This is a genomic window from Vibrio fortis (genome assembly GCF_000695685.1).
In the GTDB taxonomy this organism is placed as follows: Bacteria; Pseudomonadota; Gammaproteobacteria; order Enterobacterales; family Vibrionaceae; genus Vibrio; species Vibrio fortis_A.
The window spans coordinates 272,448-289,836 of sequence record NZ_JFFR01000033.1 but is presented as its reverse complement, the minus strand read 5'-3'; the positions used below and the strand labels follow the sequence as shown (position 1 = coordinate 289,836).

Annotated in this window: 13 protein-coding genes and 1 pseudogene; 13 read left to right on the top strand and 1 reads right to left on the bottom strand. The window is 47.2% G+C overall.

Annotation, left to right across the window (positions count from 1 at the left end):
- Positions 1 to 2 precede the first annotated feature (2 nt).
- The 13 genes and pseudogenes from VFDL14_RS00550 to rlmJ all read left to right on the top strand — a co-directional run bounded on the left by VFDL14_RS00550 (position 3) and on the right by rlmJ (position 16,012).
- On the top strand, positions 3 to 1,448 hold the full coding sequence (locus VFDL14_RS00550; RefSeq protein WP_032553701.1) for a sugar porter family MFS transporter: 1,446 nt from the start codon (positions 3 to 5) through the stop codon (positions 1,446 to 1,448).
- A 199-nt stretch (positions 1,449 to 1,647) separates the two neighbouring features.
- On the top strand, positions 1,648 to 2,322 hold the full coding sequence (locus tag VFDL14_RS00555) for a hypothetical protein (protein WP_032553700.1): 675 nt from the start codon (positions 1,648 to 1,650) through the stop codon (positions 2,320 to 2,322).
- Between the two features lie 28 nt (positions 2,323 to 2,350).
- On the top strand, positions 2,351 to 3,049 hold the full coding sequence (locus VFDL14_RS00560; protein ID WP_032553699.1) for an ABC transporter ATP-binding protein: 699 nt from the start codon (positions 2,351 to 2,353) through the stop codon (positions 3,047 to 3,049).
- Positions 3,037 to 4,317: an ABC transporter permease gene (locus VFDL14_RS00565; RefSeq protein ID WP_032553698.1), complete on the top strand. Its 1,281-nt coding sequence runs from the start codon at positions 3,037 to 3,039 to the stop codon at positions 4,315 to 4,317. Before VFDL14_RS00560 ends, VFDL14_RS00565 begins: the two co-directional genes overlap by 13 nt.
- 58 nt (positions 4,318 to 4,375) lie before the next feature.
- Positions 4,376 to 5,131: an outer membrane lipoprotein-sorting protein gene (locus tag VFDL14_RS00570; protein ID WP_032553881.1), complete on the top strand. Its 756-nt coding sequence runs from the start codon at positions 4,376 to 4,378 to the stop codon at positions 5,129 to 5,131.
- A 10-nt stretch (positions 5,132 to 5,141) separates the two neighbouring features.
- Positions 5,142 to 6,509: a hypothetical protein gene (locus tag VFDL14_RS00575; protein ID WP_050487507.1), complete on the top strand. Its 1,368-nt coding sequence runs from the start codon at positions 5,142 to 5,144 to the stop codon at positions 6,507 to 6,509.
- Positions 6,509 to 7,537, top strand: a complete 1,029-nt coding sequence (locus VFDL14_RS00580) for a sensor histidine kinase (RefSeq protein ID WP_032553697.1) — start codon at positions 6,509 to 6,511, stop codon at positions 7,535 to 7,537. The genes VFDL14_RS00575 and VFDL14_RS00580 overlap by 1 nt, the downstream gene beginning before the upstream one ends.
- A gap of 37 nt (positions 7,538 to 7,574) precedes the next feature.
- On the top strand, positions 7,575 to 8,384 hold the full coding sequence (locus tag VFDL14_RS00585; protein WP_032553696.1) for a LytR/AlgR family response regulator transcription factor: 810 nt from the start codon (positions 7,575 to 7,577) through the stop codon (positions 8,382 to 8,384).
- A 177-nt stretch (positions 8,385 to 8,561) separates the two neighbouring features.
- Entirely contained in the window at positions 8,562 to 11,351 is a 2,790-nt protein-coding gene (locus VFDL14_RS00590) for a M16 family metallopeptidase (protein WP_032553694.1), read from the top strand.
- A 398-nt stretch (positions 11,352 to 11,749) separates the two neighbouring features.
- Positions 11,750 to 12,037 (top strand): annotated as a pseudogene (locus tag VFDL14_RS25145) (hypothetical protein); the annotation flags it as partial.
- Positions 12,038 to 12,201: 164 nt separating this feature from the next.
- Positions 12,202 to 14,001: a protein translocase subunit SecD gene (secD, locus tag VFDL14_RS00600; protein WP_084181933.1), complete on the top strand. Its 1,800-nt coding sequence runs from the start codon at positions 12,202 to 12,204 to the stop codon at positions 13,999 to 14,001.
- 2 nt (positions 14,002 to 14,003) lie between these two features.
- Positions 14,004 to 14,942, top strand: coding sequence for a protein translocase subunit SecF (gene secF, locus VFDL14_RS00605; protein ID WP_032553691.1), 939 nt, complete (start codon positions 14,004 to 14,006; stop codon positions 14,940 to 14,942).
- A gap of 200 nt (positions 14,943 to 15,142) precedes the next feature.
- On the top strand, positions 15,143 to 16,012 hold the full coding sequence (gene rlmJ / locus VFDL14_RS00610) for a 23S rRNA (adenine(2030)-N(6))-methyltransferase RlmJ (protein WP_032553690.1): 870 nt from the start codon (positions 15,143 to 15,145) through the stop codon (positions 16,010 to 16,012).
- A gap of 270 nt (positions 16,013 to 16,282) precedes the next feature.
- Here the strand turns inward: rlmJ and VFDL14_RS00615 are convergent, their stop codons facing one another.
- On the bottom strand, positions 16,283 to 17,389 hold the full coding sequence (locus tag VFDL14_RS00615; protein ID WP_032553688.1) for an alkene reductase: 1,107 nt from the start codon (positions 17,387 to 17,389) through the stop codon (positions 16,283 to 16,285).

The window sequence follows — 17,389 nt, the reverse complement described above, 5'->3', positions numbered from 1 at the left end:
AAATGATTCTTAGTGAAAACAATAAGAAGATGTTCTTTTTAACATTTATTTGCGCGGCGGCAACCATCGGTGGTTTCCTATTTGGAATGGACACCATAGTTATTGGCGGCACAATCACACAAATCACACAACAGTTTGAATTATCGGCCTTACAACAAGGTTGGTACGTATCTTCAGCGCTCGTGGGCTGTCTATTTGGTAGCGTAATAGCAGGTCCTATTGCGGACTATGCTGGGCGTAAGAAACCTCTGATGTTAGGAGCTCTATTGGCCATCATCTCTGTACTTGGTTGTATGTACGCAAACTCATTTAACTTGCTTATCTGGGCTCGCATTATTGGTGGCTTCGGTATTGGTATCGCTACTGTAGTTTGTCCTATGTATATTGCTGAGGTAGCTCCAGCAAGGCATAGAGGTAAACTCAGCAATCTGTTTCAAGTTGCCATCGTTATTGGTTTAACTTGCTCAGTTATCACCAACACGCTGATCGTGAACTACAGCCAGTCTGCCGTTGTTACCGGTCATTACCTTGATCATTTCTTTATTACTGAAAACTGGCGTGGCATGTTCTCTGTTGAATTCTTACCTGCTGTCATTTTTCTAGGGTTAGTCGCGTTTTTCCCAGAATCACCTCGTTGGCTAATATCTAAAGCGAAAGAGAAAGAAGCCGCGAGTATTCTAAGAAAGTTCCTAACCAAAGGTGAAGCGGAAGAAGCGATCATTGAATGTCGTCAAGTTATCCGCTCCGAGAAAACAGGTTCTTACAAGCAGCTAGTTAAAAACCCAGTGATGCGTTTTGGACTGATGACGGGGATATTACTCGCAATCTGGTCAGAATGGTCTGGTGTAACCGTTGTGATGTACTACGGCCCTGTAATGCTAGAAGAAATCATGGGTAACCAAGGTTCAGCACTAGGTGGATTTGGCTGGATCTGCTTAGTCAGCGTTATTTTTACCTCTTTATCAATGGTGTTCATTGACAAGGTGGGCCGTAGAAAAATGCTGATAACCTCTGCACTTGGTTGTTTCACTTGTCTGATTGGCCTTGCGATATTCTTCGACAGACCCGACACCCCACCGATGTTGATTGTTGGATTAATGGCGTTCTTTGTTGCCTTCACAGCATTGGGTTTAGGTCCTTTGAAGTTCACAATTTCAGCTGAGATTCTGCCAACTTCTGTTCGTGGCCGTGCAGTCTCTATCACGACTGCGGCTATTTGGATTCAGGGCGTTATCTTGAACTCATTCACGCCTGCTTTTAGAGAATCATTTGGGACATCTGCGCTCTTCATTATGTTTGCGATCATCCTACTTGGACAAGTTTGGTTTGCTATCAAAATACTTCCTGAAACAGCAAATCGCAGTTTAGAAAGCATCGAGAAAGAATTAAAGCAGCGCTTCGACATAAAAGAAGTTGAAGAAAAAGAGCTTCAACCAAAGCAAGTGTAGCGATCACTTGTTGCTAATATGGATAGAGCCTCCAGTATTTGGAGGCTCTTTATTTTCTCTAAACTTGCCAAGTACCTTCCCCATTCACACCCTCTCTCAACCATTCACTCCGCATTATTACCATTCGTCGCATTGATAAAACGGCGTGACAGTTTGTGGTTAACCTTTCAACGTCAACATTTGAAAGGGATTAGGAATCATGACTGCTGCAAACAACACACATTCGCTTACTTCTCTATTTAGCCGCTCACTTTTGATTGGGCTTGTGTCAATCGTTCCGACATTAACATTTGCCAACCCAACGCCAGAAGCTCTCTCTATGTATAACCAAGCTGCTCAAGGTGATGAAGAGATGGTTGAAGCGGCGCATGATGCGCTGAAATCGATCCTCGACAAAGAGGGGGCAACACCGCTGACTTTGGTCTACTTGGGTAGTACAGAAACCCTTCAAGGGCGCGATGCTTTTCTGCCTTGGAACAAGATGAAGTATGTCGAAAAAGGGCTCGCGACTATCGATAAGTCTTTGACTCTATTAAATAGCATCGAACAACCTGTGGCTGAGCAGGCGAGAGTTCAGGGCCTGCCAGAAGCCTACCTCACCCGCGCCATGGCGGCGACCACCTATACCTCTCTACCAGATATGTTTAACCACTTTGACCGTGGCTATGACCTCTATTTAGACCTGCTATCTGAAGACGAATTTTTACACCAAAACTTTGCTGCTACCGCTTGGATCTACCGCTATGCGATTATCGCTTCGATTCGAGCACAAGACTTCGCACAAGCACAGTCTTGGTTGGCTGTAATGGAGGAGAAAGATAGCAGCAACATTGAAACCATGACGGCGAAGGCACTCGTCAGTCAGGCTCAATAATATCCGCTCGAACAAGGGAGATAACAAGATGATAGTGTTCGAAGCCATTAAAAAGCGATACAGAGCGGGTGAGCAGGTAGTACATGCCCTTAATGGAGTCTCTGGATCGATTGAGCAAGGCGAGATGGTGGCGTTATGCGGTCCGTCGGGCTCTGGTAAAAGTACTTTGCTCAATATCCTAGGAATGTTGGACCGATATTACCAAGGGATGATTTCGATAGAAGGGCAGCCCTACCCTGAACAAGCGATCCCCGCTGCGCGTTTTCGTCGTCACGCTTTAGGTTTTGTATTTCAAAAGTTCAATCTGGTGCCTGTCATGACTGCGCTCGAAAACGTTGCTTACCCTCTGATGCTCAATGGTTTAAGTCTTGAAGAGCAGCATAAACAAGCGCAGCAGATGCTTATGCGTGTTGGCTTAGAGCAATACATTCACCATCGACCAGATAACCTTTCTGGTGGTCAGCAACAGCGCGTCGCGATTGCTCGTGCTTTGGTCCACAAGCCTAAGTTAGTGATTGCCGATGAACCCACAGCAAGCTTGGATAGCCACACTGCCAATAAAGTGATCGACATTATGCGCGAGCTTGGCCACGAGTTTGGCACCACATTTATTGTCGCGACCCACGATCCAAGAATGGCCAGCCGTTGCGATCGAGTGATTGAGCTGGTGGACGGCAAGATCGTGACCTCAACAATGAATCAGGAGGCCGTCTCATGGGCAAGTTAATGCAGTTTGGGTTTCTACATTCTCTGCGCCTAGCGTGGCTCAATCTCCTGCGTAATGGGCGTCGTAGCTTGTTGTCGGTTTTGATCGTGGCGATTGCCGTGTTCGCACTCACTTCCGCAGGTGGGTATGGACTTTATACCTATGAATCTTTGCGAGAGTCGACCGCGCGCGATACTGGGCACTTAACACTCAGCACACCGGGTTACTTTGAGCAGGACGAAGATACGCCATTAAGCAACGGTTTAGAAAACGCAGATGAACTGACAAAGATGATCATTGGCGATAGCGATGTGCGCGGTGTTCAGCCACGAGTCTACTTTAGTGGCCTTGTTTCCAATGGTTCTAAGTCGACCATCTTTATGGGAACAGGCGTTAACGAGCGTGAATTTGACATGAAGGGCCCGTTTTTAGATGTTCGACAAGGGCAGACTCTAACCAGTATTGATTCACCAAGATACGAAGATTCCGAGCCGCAAGTGATGTTGGGGAAAGACTTAGCGCGTAACCTGAAAGTGAGCATTGGCGATTGGGTTACGCTGCTCGCGACCACCAGTGATGGGGCTCTCAACGCATTCGACTTTAAGGTGCAAGGTATCTACTCGACTGGCGTTCCTGAGTTAGATAAACGCCAGTTGTACGTTCATATCAGCCAAGCACAGGAGCTGCTGGCTACAGATCGAGTGAGCACACTGTCGGTATTCTTATTTGAGACTCAATTGACAAGTCAGGTTGATCAACGCTTGCAACAAAAGCTGGCACAGCGAAACGGCAATGCGGACAGCCCGCAGATCGAGATCACTCCGTGGCAAGATCGCGCATTTTTCTACGTCAAAGTGAAAGATCTCTACGATCGGATCTTCGGCATTATGGGTGCGGTGATGGCGTTGGTAGTTTTCGTTTCTCTGTTTAACACCATGACTATGTCGGTCACAGAGCGCACTCGAGAGATGGGGACGCTGTCGGCATTGGGTAGTTATCCATCTGAAATCATTGCCGGATTCTTGAAAGAGGCAGGCCTGTTAGCGGTACTTGGTGGTTTGCTTGGCGCTTTTGCCAGCGCAGCTGTGACTGTTCTATTGCTAGTGGTGGATGTGCAAATGCCACCGCCTCCAGGTCGAACTGATGGCTATCCGTTGAATATCTACTTCTCTTTTGAATTGGTGGCTTACGCCATGGCTGGTGTGACTGCTATCTGTCTTATTGCGGCTTATTTCGCTGCTCGCAAAGGTGTAAACAAACCTATCACGGAGGCGCTGACTTATGTTTAATGACCTAAATGCCATTTCGAATAGACGCGCAAGCCAAACTGTTTGGCATCACACAGTAATGACGTGTTTGTTGATGTTGTCGTTTGTGTTTAGTGGATCGAGTTGGGCGGTTGATGCCGAACAAGTGACAGAGATGATTGCCAAAGCCGATCGCTACCGACTCAACAGTGAGCAGGCCTCAAAGGTGGTGTCTGTAGTGCACCTTTTTGACAATGATAAGTTGGATAAAACTCGCCAGTACAACGTCTACACACGTCCAAATCGTGAATCACTGGTGATCTTTAAATCGGCAGTGGAAGCTGGGCAAAAGATGCTGATGATTGAGGATAACTACTGGCTACTTATGCCTAAGTCGCGCCGACCTATCCGAATCACACCAATGCAGAAACTTCTAGGTGAAGCCTCGGTGGGTGACATCTCAACATTGACTTGGAGTGAGGATTATCGAGGTGAGTGGGTGCAGCAAGAGAACGTTGAGTTGGACAACGGCGAGCTGGTAACGACACATAAATTAAAACTGACCGCTAAAACCAAAGGAGCAAGCTATCAGTCGATCGACTTGTGGTTAACCACTGATCGCGCGTTCCCAGTCAAGGCTGATCTGTACTTGAGATCGGGAAAACTAGCCAAACAGGCATGGTTTGATGAGGGAGAGCGTAATGGGCTGCCAAGTGTGGTTGCGATGAGTCTGCTTGATAAGATTCAGCCGAATAAGCGTACCCTGATTGAGTATCAAGAGATCAGCGAACAGTCACTGGCGGATAAGTACTACAACCCTGCGTATTTGTCTCGTAACAGCGTGTCTGGGCTATAGGTTGGTGGTGATGAACACTTTGGCTTGTTTGAAAACGAGAGATGGTAGCCCTAAACGCTGGTGTGCGCGAGCTGTCGCAATAAGCACCGCTGCAACTTCTCTATTGAGCGCGAGCGTATTGGCAGATGATAACCAACTGAGCCTAGCTTGGGACTGGCAGGTCAGCGCTGAAACGGTGCAATCACGGGAAACGCCATGGTTGAGTGAGCCTGAATATCATCGCCAGTCTGTGAATGCGTTACTCGATCTTGAAGTGAATTATGCTCAATGGCTTGGCCTGTTCTCGATTAAGGGCGATGACCTTTACCATGAACAGAGCCGACATGAGCTCCCCGATAGTCACAGTGATACACAGCTGATTGTGCGAGAGCTGTTTTGGCAAGACAGTGTTAGCTTGTCTAATGCGCTGTTCGGAGAGCAGTATATCGATGTCACGCTAGGCAAGATGCGTCTCGACTGGGGTGTTGGCTACGGCTATCGGCCATTGGATGTGATAAAGCCCTACCGACAAAATCCGGTAGGTATTGTTGCGGAGGAGGGAGCGGGCGTGGCATCACTCTCTATGTTTGACGATAGCGGTGAGTGGACCTTGCTCTACAGTGACTCTTCTTGGGGTTCTCAAGAGGTCAATCAACTCGAAAGGGCCAGTGAACAACAAGGTGTGGGAATTAAGCGCTACAACTTGATTGGTGACCATGAGTATCAATGGCTCGCCTATTATGACGATGTCAGACATGGGTTGCTTGGGGCGAGCTTAGTGTCGGTGCTTAACCTAGCGTGGGAGTTTCATGGATCCATGGTCTACCAACGCCACAGCCTAGGGTACAGTTTGCCTGATGATCAATATCAGCCAGTTCAACTGGAGGATCAAGGTGACGCCTTTCAAGCTCTTGTCGGGCTGACATGGGCTAACGACACCGGGCACAACATCGTACTCGAATATTGGTATGACGGCCGCGCATGGAGTAATTCTGAATGGCAGACCGCAATCAATAGAGCCCAAGACTTATCGCAGGTGCCGAGCACCCAGCCTTTGGCAAGTGCTTACGCGCAGGGGTATCAGCACGCCAATATTGTTGAGCACAATCTGATGGCTCACTGGTCATTGGACTCAAGTGGTTGGCGACACTGGTTTGCTGATGGTGCGTCTACATGGGCGTGGCTGGATGATGTTACCCCAACTCTGGATCTGATGATCGCACCACAAGATGGCGGAATTATCGCAACACAATGGATCAACTATCAAGCAATAGACAATGGCAGTGCGTCGGTTGAACTGGAACTTGCTGCACGCTTTTTAGGCGGAAATAAGGATTCTGCTTACGCTAATTTGCCCGATAGTCATATGATTCTATTAAATATTAAAGGACGATTTTGATGAGTGAATCTGGATGTAAACAGTACTCTTGGTTTAAGAGTTGGTTAGTGACTACCCTGTTTTGTGTCGCGATTAGTGTGACAACTCAAAGTATCTGGGGAGGGCCACTGTTCACCAGTGCCATGATAAGTTTTGGCTTTGGCTACAGCGCGGTGTTTTCTTCTTTTGTCCTCATCAAGTTGTTTCCTGATACGTCACGCTTGTTGGAGATCGCCATCTCAATGGTATTTGCTCTAACCTTCGGAACACTCAACGCGCACTACTGGTTGAATGGCTTCTTTGGCGAAGGTATATCTGAGCTTAAGTCGGTGATCTTCCTCGGCGTCATTTTCTGTTCGGTCAGCTACTACTATTTCTACACCAGAGAGCAAAAGCTACGTGCAGACAATGAATTAGAAGTGGCCAAGCGTCGCCAAGCAGATCAAGAGAAAGTGGTTGTACTCAGCCAGTTAAAACAGCTACAAAGCCAAATTGAACCGCATTTCTTGTTCAATACTCTGGCCACAGTCAGCGCTTTGATTGAGACTGACAGTGATAAGGCAAAGCTGATGCTGGATAAGCTTACTGAGCTTTTGCGAGTTACACTGCGTAATAGTCGAAGTGAACAATCAACCATTGCTCAAGAGAGTGACCTTCTGGATGCGTATCTGAATATTCAGAAAATTCGTTTGGGTGAGCGCCTGACCTTCAACATCGACAAGAGCCAAGTCGACTCAGCACAAGTGATCCCGCCATTTTTGATCCAGCCCTTGGTTGAGAATGCTCTCACTCATGGGATAGAGCCCAAGGCTGAAGGCGGTGAGATCTCGATTCGATTCAGTGTTGAGCAAGAGTGCCTAATGATCGATGTGGTTGATAATGGCTTAGGGTTGTTGAGTTCGTCCAATAGCGGCGGTCATGGTGTTGGGTTGAGCAATATCCGCCAGCGTATCGCGATGTTATTTGATGAACAGGCAAGCTTATCAATCAAAGAGCAAGCTACTGGTGGGGTGGTGGCGCAATTAAGACTACCGCTCTCAGGCCAATAGAAATGGCGATTTACAGTGTGAATTTTAAGGAAGAATAATGGCGAATATGGCAAACAATAACGGCTTTACTGCCATCATAGCGGACGATGAGCCCTTGCTTCGCCATCATCTAGATAAGAGTTTGGCTGACGTTTGGCCTGAACTCGACATCCTTGGTCGGGCACAAAATGGCACCGAGGCGAAACAGATGATTGAGGCGCACCAACCGGATGTGGTGTTCCTTGATATTCGAATGCCTGAGCTTGATGGCATGGCTCTCGCAAAGCAGCTGCAAAAACAGACGAACCCACCACTGGTAGTCTTCATTACCGCGTATGATGAATATGCGTTGCAAGCGTTTGAGCGTAATGCCGCAGATTACCTACTCAAGCCGATCAACGAAGAAAGACTATTTTCATGCTGTCAAAAACTCAAAGATCGCTTGGAAGTGCGCAAATCTAACTCCTCTCCCGTTGATATGGGATCGTTAATGGAGCATATCCAACAGCTCTCTCAAACGGTCGCCACACCACAATATCTCACGTGGCTCAAAGCCCATTCGGGTGACGATATCCATCTTATCGCAGTGGAAGACGTGCTCTATTTCAAGGCTGAGGATAAATATGTGTCAGTATTTAAGGTTGGAGAAGCTGGCGCTGTTGAGGAATTCATTCTGCGCACGTCGCTCAAAGAGCTGCTCGGTCAGTTAGAGCCGGATGTGTTTTGGCAAATTCATCGCTCGGTAGTGGTGCGAGTTGCCGCTATTGATAAGGTCAGTAAGAGCTTTTCAGGGCAGATGTTCGCATATGTATCTGGGGGGAAACTGCCGGTAAGCCGTTCATCACAAGGGCTTTTTAAAGGGATGTAAGTCGATTAGTCGTGGTTCTATCAATAAGATAGAACAGGCTATGATATAAAACGGATAGTGTGATGAATTTTATAAAATGACGATCTTGATCACAAAGATATTCATGTGATTTAGTATTAAACGATAATTATTCACCCGATCTGTATATTGTCACGCAATGACATGTAAGAGGTTGTTATGAAAAATTATTGTTTAGTGGTCGCATTGAGCGTGACCTTGATCGGTTGTAGCTCTATCTCTACAGAAAATCGAATCCAATCTGATCCTGCTTGGGCATCGGGGCAGCTAGAAAACGGACTGACTTATCACGTCTACCGAGATATTGAAGAACCTGTATCGGTTCGACTTGTGGTGCATGCAGGTTCGTTCCAAGAAACCGAACAACAGGAAGGCTACGCCCACTTTGTTGAGCATATGGCGTTTAATGGTAGTGAAAACTTCTCGCAGAATGATGTTATCAGCCTATTCGAAGATGCAGGCGTTAGCTTTGGTGCCGATTTAAATGCTTACACCTCTTACCAAGAAACGGTCTATCAACTCGACCTGCCAGACAACACTCAATTAACTCAAGCTTTGACTTGGATGCGGGATATCGGCGATGGTCTTGATATTGCTGACGTTGAAGTGGAAAAAGAGAAAGGCGTGATTCTGGGCGAGTTTCGCTATGCAAGACTTGAAGACAAGCAATTAGCCGACAAATTTTACGACTACTTTATCGAAGGTGGTCAGTATGAATCTCAGGATGCGTTGGGTACCAAAGCATCGGTCTTGGCGGCAGATCAGCAGGGGCTAAGAAGCTTCTATCAAACATGGTATCAGCCTCAGCTCGTTGAAGTTGTCGTTGCTGGTGACATCAACAAAGAAGATGCAGTTGCGCTCATCAAGGAGAAATTCTCTGACTGGCAACGTGGCCAAACGCCTCGACCAGAGAAGCAGCGAATCACCTCGTTTAACGAAAATGACTTCGTTGAGTATGTAAAAGGTGGGGAATCGCCAAGCCTCAGTCTGATGTTCAACCGTGGCTCAGAAGTGGTCTACACTCATGAGCAGCAGCATCAACGCTGGTTAGATGACCTCTCTCAGCGACTTATCCAGCAGCGCTTGGGCTCGGTATTTAATGACGCAGCCCTGCCTACTCAATGGCTCCTCTCAGAACGTTACTCAATGGAGTATCAACGTTACTCTTTGGCCAGTGTCGCCTTTCCTGTCGGCTCTCGTGAGGTTTCCCAGCAGCAATTTATCTCTACACTGACCTCATTGAGGGATTATGGTGTCTCTGAAGATGAAATCGTTAGTGAGAAACAGTACTACATAGATTGGCTTCAAAATGTTGAGCGTGAATGGGATGCCATGAATGGGCTTGATCTCGCTAACTATAAGGTTAGTAGTTTAGTGGTTGAAGGGCCGTTACAATCGGCGAAAGATGAAAAAGCTAGCTTAGAAGCTTTTGTCGGTAGTCTTAACTTAGACACCATCAACGCCAATATTCGAAGTCTACTGTCTAGCGACTACTTCTTGGTTATTGGAGTTGATGCCAGTGAAGATAAGGATGCACTCACAGAGACGACAGCTAGCCTAAAAGCCGCTTATGCCGTACCTGGAGCTAAAGTTGCACGGGCTGCTAACGATCACGGCTTTGCTGTTCCAACCACCACAGGAGAAGTGGTGCTCGTTGAGCAGAAATATGTTGATCCTTATATCCAAAAGTGGACCCTCAGTAATGGCGTAGATATGTGGTACCTGCGAGACACCTATGCCAATGACGAAGTTGGAATCTACTACACAAGCCTTGGTGGAAAAATGGCGCTCGACCCGAGCCTGTACCCCGCCACAGAAATTGCTATTGCTACTATGGCTCGAAGTGGCTTAGGTAGCTTTACGGGATCTGAGCTTGATGCGCATCTTGATCGAGAAACTATCGAACTGTACTCATTTATCGATTCAACCCGTCACGGTATTGAATTCAAACTCTACCAAGATGGCCTTGAGCAAGCCTTTGCCGCACTTTATTCGATCGCTACTTCACCTAATATCTCTGCAAAGCAGTTAGACGCAGTAAAACAAGAGTTTATACAGGAAAGAACGGCCTTTCTTGAAAGTCCTATGGGGCAATTTGAACAGGCGATGAACCACAATACCTACCAAGTAAATAGCAGCCATTACTTGATTGATGGTAGTGCGGTAGAAAACGTGTCGGTTGAACAGGTGCGCCAACTTCATAACACTTTGTTTAGCAAAGACCGCCGCAATCAACTGGTAATTGTCGGTGATATCGACCCAAGCATCTTGAAGCCATTAGTCAGTCAATATGTGGCTTCGATTCCTTTGCAAGAAGCGTCGATTCCCGACTTTTCAGTGCCTTATAAACTGCCGAACAAAGAGCGTATCGACTTATCGGTCAACACCGAGAATAGTTCTGAATACATTCTACGAGTGATCTCCGATATTCCAGCTACAGAGACTGCGAACTCTCAACCTGAGGTAGGGGTAACTGCTAAAGAAGTGTTTATGACGGATTTGATGCAACGTATCTTGACCACACGTCTAGACGCTTATGTCCGCGAAGAGTTGAGTTTGGATTACTCGCCATACAACTACTGGATCTCACAAGATGGCGAACGCAGTTACGATTGGTTTATTGGTGCGTTAATTGCTCCGGACAACGCGGATAAAATTGAGACTGCGATTGATAAGGTCATGGCCGACCTACTGAAAGGTATCTCTGACGATGAGTTAAGGGCAGCGGGCAAACAACTGGTGAATGACTTCGCACCGCTAGAATCGGCGCCTGTCGACCAAGCTTGGTTTGTGTCTCGCTATAATATGCATGATTTTGGCGTGGAGGCGTTGTTTTATGTAGAAGGGACGGTGGATTCTATCTCCCGCCAAGATATGGATGCGCTTGCCGAACGTCTGTTTGGTGAGAATAGCCGCCACTACAAGAATATTCTGCGTCCTAAAAATTAAAGGTTGTAGATAGCTGAGCACTTTTGCCACAGCGGGAAAGCAACAGAGTAAAAGCCAAGTGTATTATGCTTGGCTTTTTTATTGGCTCAAGATTGTCAGCGTTGTGTCAAATATGAATAACGCTGCTTTTAAATCAATTGTATCTTTTATTGCTGTTATATATTGTCGTCGTTTCTACCATTTAGGACTGTTTTGAATTGTTGAAGTTGGGCGCGCGTTTAGTGTTGATGCTGTTTGTACTGAGTTTTGGCTTAGTGAACAGTCATGGCTATTCGTTTCCAGCAAAGCCTTTTCAAATTGCCACTTCAAGTAGTCACTTGTGTCAGCAACTGGCGCAAGCTTCTCAAAAAGACGCTTTTGAAACACGACACGCGTGTGAACAGACCAAGTTAACTCCTCCAGTGGAGGATGGCTCGCACTATCATGATTCTGAATCGAGCCTTCAAGCCAGCACGTTTCGTCGAATACTCAGCAATGAACAAGACGGTTCAAGTGATATCGAGCCCGTCTATCACCTGCTGATTGACTTTTCTCCCCCTTCTTTACTGGCTTCGTTGTTAGAGACAACCCCGATGTTAGACCTCAAACAGCACTGGACCAGTATTGTAAGCTCTCCGCCTTCCCGCCTGTCTGGGTGGAAAGAGGGCAACATCCAATATTCCCACTTTCGAGAACTTCTTAGCTAAACGTTTGCCCCTGATTGGTCGCATCGACGATCCCTTGTGTCCGTTGCTCTAGCCAATCCCCAAACAATTCGCGAATGCACTCTGCTGCCACTCAATCAGTTTGGTCTGGTGGGGGTTGGTTAGCCATCGTTCGCGTTCGCAAAACTTAGTTAAAATAAGAGATCTTGACTGTGAAAAAACGCATTCCAAGAAAACAAATCAACCACTACTCGAAGTGGAAATACGTGGTACTTATCACCACCATTATCATCATGATTCTGAGTGCTTTACCGTCTTGGTATGGTGAAGACGCTTCGGTTCAAATTAACAATCGCTCTGAGCAAACAATCGACGCGACGCAGGTGACGCAATACCTTGCGAGCGAAGGCATCCAAGCTAAATCGGCTTATCAGAAAGACAAGCGTTTAGTCGTGATCTTAGAAGATGCTGAGCAGCAAGCAAAAGCCAAAGAAGTGCTGAATGAGCGTCTGCTCGATACTGCAACCGTCGCGCTAGCAATGGAGCCTGCGGCACCAAAATGGCTGACTGACATGGGCTTTGCACCGATTCAGCTAGGTCTTGATTTACGTGGTGGTGTGCAGTTCTTACTAGAAGTAGATATGGAGCCGGTTTACCACGCGCAAGCTCAAGCTATGGTTGACGAGATCACAAGCCAAGTGCGTTATGCCCGCGGCAAAGTGGTCAACAACCAAGTGGAATTTAACTTCCGTACTGACGCGGATTTTGAAAAGGCGCAGAAGCTGATTCGTGAAGAGTTCCCGCAATGGTTACGTGACAGCTCAGACAAAAAGCTGACTTTGACGCAATCAGAAGACGAACAACGCACGCTTCGCAACCTAACGGTTCAACAAAACCTACAAATCATGCGTAGCCGTATTGAAGAGCTAGGTATCACTGAAGCATCAATTCAGCGCCAAGGCGAAAGCCGTATCCGTATCGAATTGCCGGGTGTACAAGATCCTGCAGCTGCGAAAGACGTGATTGGTGCAACGGCATCATTGGCGTTCTACTCGGTTTACGACAACCCAACACGCAACACTCAAACGCTAAAAGATACCGATGGCAACCGTGTGGTTGTTGCTCGCAAAGCAGTGCTCAGTGGTGAACACATTATTGATGCACGCAGTGGCATTGGTGAAATGGGCAGCGCAGAAGTAAACATCACCCTAGATTCAGCGGGTGGTAAGAAAATGTCTGAGTTCTCTCGTCACAACATTGGTAAGCCAATGGCGACCGTGTACAGCGAGTACAGCCGCGACAGAGCCGGTAACAGCGAGAAAACCAGTGAAGTGATCAGTGTTGCGAATATCCAATCTCAATTGGGCAGCCGTTTTAGAATCACAGGTGCTGGCACTATGGCTGAAGCACAAGAGTTGGCTCTACTGCTTCGAGCGGGTTCGTTAACCGCGCCTGTGACCATCATTGAAGAACGTACCATTGGTCCATCTTTGGGTGCAGAAAACGTGACTAACGGCTTCGCTGCTCTAGCACTTGGCCTTGGTCTTACTCTGACATTTATGGCGCTATGGTATCGCCGCCTTGGTTGGGTCGCGAATGGCGCGCTTATCCTAAACATGGTGACGCTATTTGGTCTAATCGCATTGCTACCAGGAGCGGTATTAACGCTGCCGGGTATTGCGGGCTTGGTATTAACCGTTGGTATGGCGGTAGATACCAACGTACTAATCTTCGAACGTATTCGAGACAAAATGAAAGAAGGACGCAGCTTTGCTAGCTCCATCGATCGTGGTTTCGATAGCGCGTTCTCGTCGATCTTCGATGCTAACTTCACCACAATGATTGTAGCTGTCGCTCTTTACACCATTGGTAACGGACCTATTCAAGGTTTTGCTTTGACGCTGGGCTTAGGTCTTCTAACCAGTATGTTTACGGGCATTTTTGCTTCACGAGCGATCATCAATTTGGTTTGGGGTCGTGACCAACGCCACGATGTAAGGATTTAAGCATGAGTACTTCAAAAATGACTGTGTCAGACCGCTATTTTTCAGACAGTAATATGACCCTTCTGCGCAAGGTGATGTCGGTAATATCTATTGTGCTGTTCATGAGCTCTGTAATGCTGGTGGCAGTGAAAGGGTTTAACTGGGGCTTGGACTTCACAGGCGGCGTGGTTGCTGAGGTTCAGCTCTCTGACCAAGTGACCAAAGACGCGCTTAAAACCGAACTTGATGCCGCTTTCCAACAAGACGTTCAAGTGGTTGGTATGGCAGAACAAGACCGCTGGACGATCCGCTACAGTCAATTGACGGAAGCATCACAAACAAGCTTAGTTGATGCCTTGGCATCGGTGAGTGACCAAGTGAAAGTGCTTAACAGCAGTGTGGTAGGCCCTCAAGTCGGTCAAGACATGGTTGACCAAGGTGGCTTGGCGGTATTGGTATGTTTCTTAATGATCATGCTCTACCTAAGTGTCCGATTTGAGTGGCGTTTAGCTCTAGGTGCTCTGGCTGCAATCATCTACGACGTGACCATCATCTTCGGTTTGTTCGCTTTGACTCAATTTGAATTTAACCTAACAGTACTGGCGGCGGTGTTAGCGATTCTGGGTTACTCACTCAATGACTCGATCATCATTGCTGACCGTGTACGTGAGATGCTGCGTGGCAACCCTAACGGCGATACTGACAACCTGCTTAACGAGTCAGTTAAAGCAACGTTCTCTCGTACTATGGTGACCTCAGGTACGACGTTGTTGACGGTATCAGCGCTTTGGTTGCTTGGTGGTGCGGCGCTACAAGGCTTTGCGATTGCATTGGTTGTGGGTATCGCGAGTGGTACATGGTCTTCAATTTCGGTTGGTATCACTCTTCCGAAATTACTTGGCTTACAGCCTTGTCACTACCAAGTAAAGCCGGTTGATGAGCTGGAAGATAGCCGTCCTTAATCCAATACGCTTCGCATTGAGCATTTAGAGTTCGACACAATAAATGGCCCCAAGACTGGACTCGGTTTTGGGGCCTTATTTTTAGTGTGGTCAATAGGTTAGATAAAGTGACTCTATTTCAAAAATCTGCACATTGGCGCAGCACCTCTATCCAATATGACTTATGTTTATAAGATGTTAGTTGGAAATGAGGCAAAGCAATGGAATATCGACATCAATGTCACGTAGGCGATCATGGGGATGCACTCAAACATCCAGTATTGAGTGAGTTCGTTAAAATGCTCATGCAGCAGCACTCAAGTTTGACCGTGATTGACACGCATTCAGGGACTGCGCGATACGACCTAACCACAGCGCCGAGCAATCATGCGGGCGAGTTTGCCGAAGGCGTCGGGTATCTATGGCGCAACAAGGGTTATCTACCAAATGCCTTCTCATCATTTATCTCGATCTTGGAATACTACAACCCTAATCAACTGATTACTGACTATCCTGGGTCGGCAGCGATTGCTTATCAGCATGGGCGCAGCCAAGACAACTTCTATTTCTCCGATATTCAGCAATCTGAAGCAGATTTGTTGCGCTCCAATATCGAAGAGATCCAGCAACAACGTGGCGTTTCAAGTGCGTTGCATGTCAGTGCTGGAGATGGGTTGACAGCACTTCCAGATATCGTCGTCAAGAGTGACAGGCATCAATTGGTAGTGATTGATCCGCCTTATGAGAGCGACGATGAGTACCTTGCGGTTATCGATGCGCTGGCCAAGGCCTATCAGAAGTCAGATAAGGTGTCCGCGTTAATTTGGTACCCGTTGTACACCGAAGATAAGAGCTCGCTGATCCTCAGCCACTGCTTTGATGCAATGCAAGCGGAAGAGTTGCCGAACCCAATTAAGGCTGAGTTAAGATTGCGAGATCCGAAAGGGGATGACCGCCTGATAGGAAGTGGGCTGCTATTGTTTAATCCGCCACAAGGACTTGCAGGCAAGGTCGCCGATATTCTGGAGTTTTTGCATCGAGATCTGGCAACCCACGGCGAAGGGTATTGGCAAATGCGTGGCTTAGCATAACTAAGTTGGCATAGCTAAGCGAACACTGTGTTAATAAGTCATTGTAAAAGATAAGGTTTTTAATTGACCTAGCTCTAACTTATAAAAGTTGATTAATTCTCGTTAATCATTTAAAACTGAGACTTACAAACGGAGAGTTGCCCAAATTCAGGTTTGAATTGCGACACACTTAAACAAATAATCTCCATTTCAATCTATGCAGTTTACCCCCTAAACAGCATTAGGCTCGCACTAGTCACGCGAGCCTTTCTTTTGCCTGTCGTTTAACTTTTACACCGTTTGAGGCTGTTTTAACGCAGGATAATCGATATAACCTTTTTCATTGCCGCCGAATAGGGTACCGCCATCGAGTTGTGCTAACTCGCTGCCGTTTCGCAGGCGTGATACCAGATCGGGGTTGGCAACAAATGGGCGACCAAATGCGACGAGATCGGCGTAGTCTTTGCTTAACACTTCTTCGGCGCGCTCTGGCGTGTAGCTGCCAGCGACGATGATGGTGTTGGAGAATAGCTCCCTTAGTTCTACTCGGAAGCTTTCAGGAATCACCGGTGCATCATCCCAATCGGCTTCTGACAGGTGCAAATAAGCAATATCACGAGCTTGCAGCGCTTTTGCAGCTTCTAAAATTGTTGGCACTATGTCTGGGCAGTTCATGTCTTTAAAGGTGATGAATGGCGCCAAGCGCACACCCACTTTATCGGCACCTATCTCTGCAATCACAGCATCAACCACTTCAATCAGAAATCGAAGTCGGTTCTCACGGCTTCCGCCATAGTTGTCGTTGCGTCTGTTTGAGTTGGTTCTTAGGAATTGATCGATTAGGTAGCCATTACCACCGTGGATCTCGACACCATTAAAGCCTGCTTCGATAGCTTTCTTTGCAGCGTTCGCAAAATCTTGAACCACTCGATCGATGTCTGCTTGGGTCATCTCTCTTGGTTGGATGCAATCGACCATATTGCCGTTGCCATTCTCATCAGAAATCCACACCTGAGTTTCTATTGGAGCCAAAGCTGACGGAGCAATCGGCAGTTCGCCCTTTTGAAAGGTAGGGTGAGACACGCGGCCGACATGCCAGAGCTGACAGAATATTGCTGCGCCTTGCTCTTTGGTTGCTGTGGTTACTGACTTCCAACCTTCAATTTGTGCCTCGGTGTAAACGCCGGGAGTGAATGAGTAACCTTGAGAGTCATCGGAGATCTGCGTCGCTTCAGTGATGATAAGCCCAGCGCTAGCACGTTGTTGGTAATAGGTCGCCATCATATCGTTGGGCACATTGCCCGGTTGACTGGTACGAGCGCGAGTCATAGGCGCCATAACGACACGGTTTTGCAGTGCTAGACCTTTGAGTGCTGATGTTTCGAATAATTTGTTCAT

Coding starts and splice junctions, on each gene's coding strand:
- VFDL14_RS00550 (WP_032553701.1), top strand. CDS start 3: ATGATTCTTAGTGAAAACAATAAGAAGATGTTCTTTTTAACATTTATT.
- VFDL14_RS00555 (WP_032553700.1), top strand. CDS start 1,648: ATGACTGCTGCAAACAACACACATTCGCTTACTTCTCTATTTAGCCGC.
- VFDL14_RS00560 (WP_032553699.1), top strand. CDS start 2,351: ATGATAGTGTTCGAAGCCATTAAAAAGCGATACAGAGCGGGTGAGCAG.
- VFDL14_RS00565 (WP_032553698.1), top strand. CDS start 3,037: ATGGGCAAGTTAATGCAGTTTGGGTTTCTACATTCTCTGCGCCTAGCG.
- VFDL14_RS00570 (WP_032553881.1), top strand. CDS start 4,376: ATGACGTGTTTGTTGATGTTGTCGTTTGTGTTTAGTGGATCGAGTTGG.
- VFDL14_RS00575 (WP_050487507.1), top strand. CDS start 5,142: ATGAACACTTTGGCTTGTTTGAAAACGAGAGATGGTAGCCCTAAACGC.
- VFDL14_RS00580 (WP_032553697.1), top strand. CDS start 6,509: ATGAGTGAATCTGGATGTAAACAGTACTCTTGGTTTAAGAGTTGGTTA.
- VFDL14_RS00585 (WP_032553696.1), top strand. CDS start 7,575: ATGGCGAATATGGCAAACAATAACGGCTTTACTGCCATCATAGCGGAC.
- VFDL14_RS00590 (WP_032553694.1), top strand. CDS start 8,562: ATGAAAAATTATTGTTTAGTGGTCGCATTGAGCGTGACCTTGATCGGT.
- secF (WP_032553691.1), top strand. CDS start 14,004: ATGAGTACTTCAAAAATGACTGTGTCAGACCGCTATTTTTCAGACAGT.
- rlmJ (WP_032553690.1), top strand. CDS start 15,143: ATGGAATATCGACATCAATGTCACGTAGGCGATCATGGGGATGCACTC.
- VFDL14_RS00615 (WP_032553688.1), bottom strand. CDS start 17,389: ATGAACAAATTATTCGAAACATCAGCACTCAAAGGTCTAGCACTGCAA.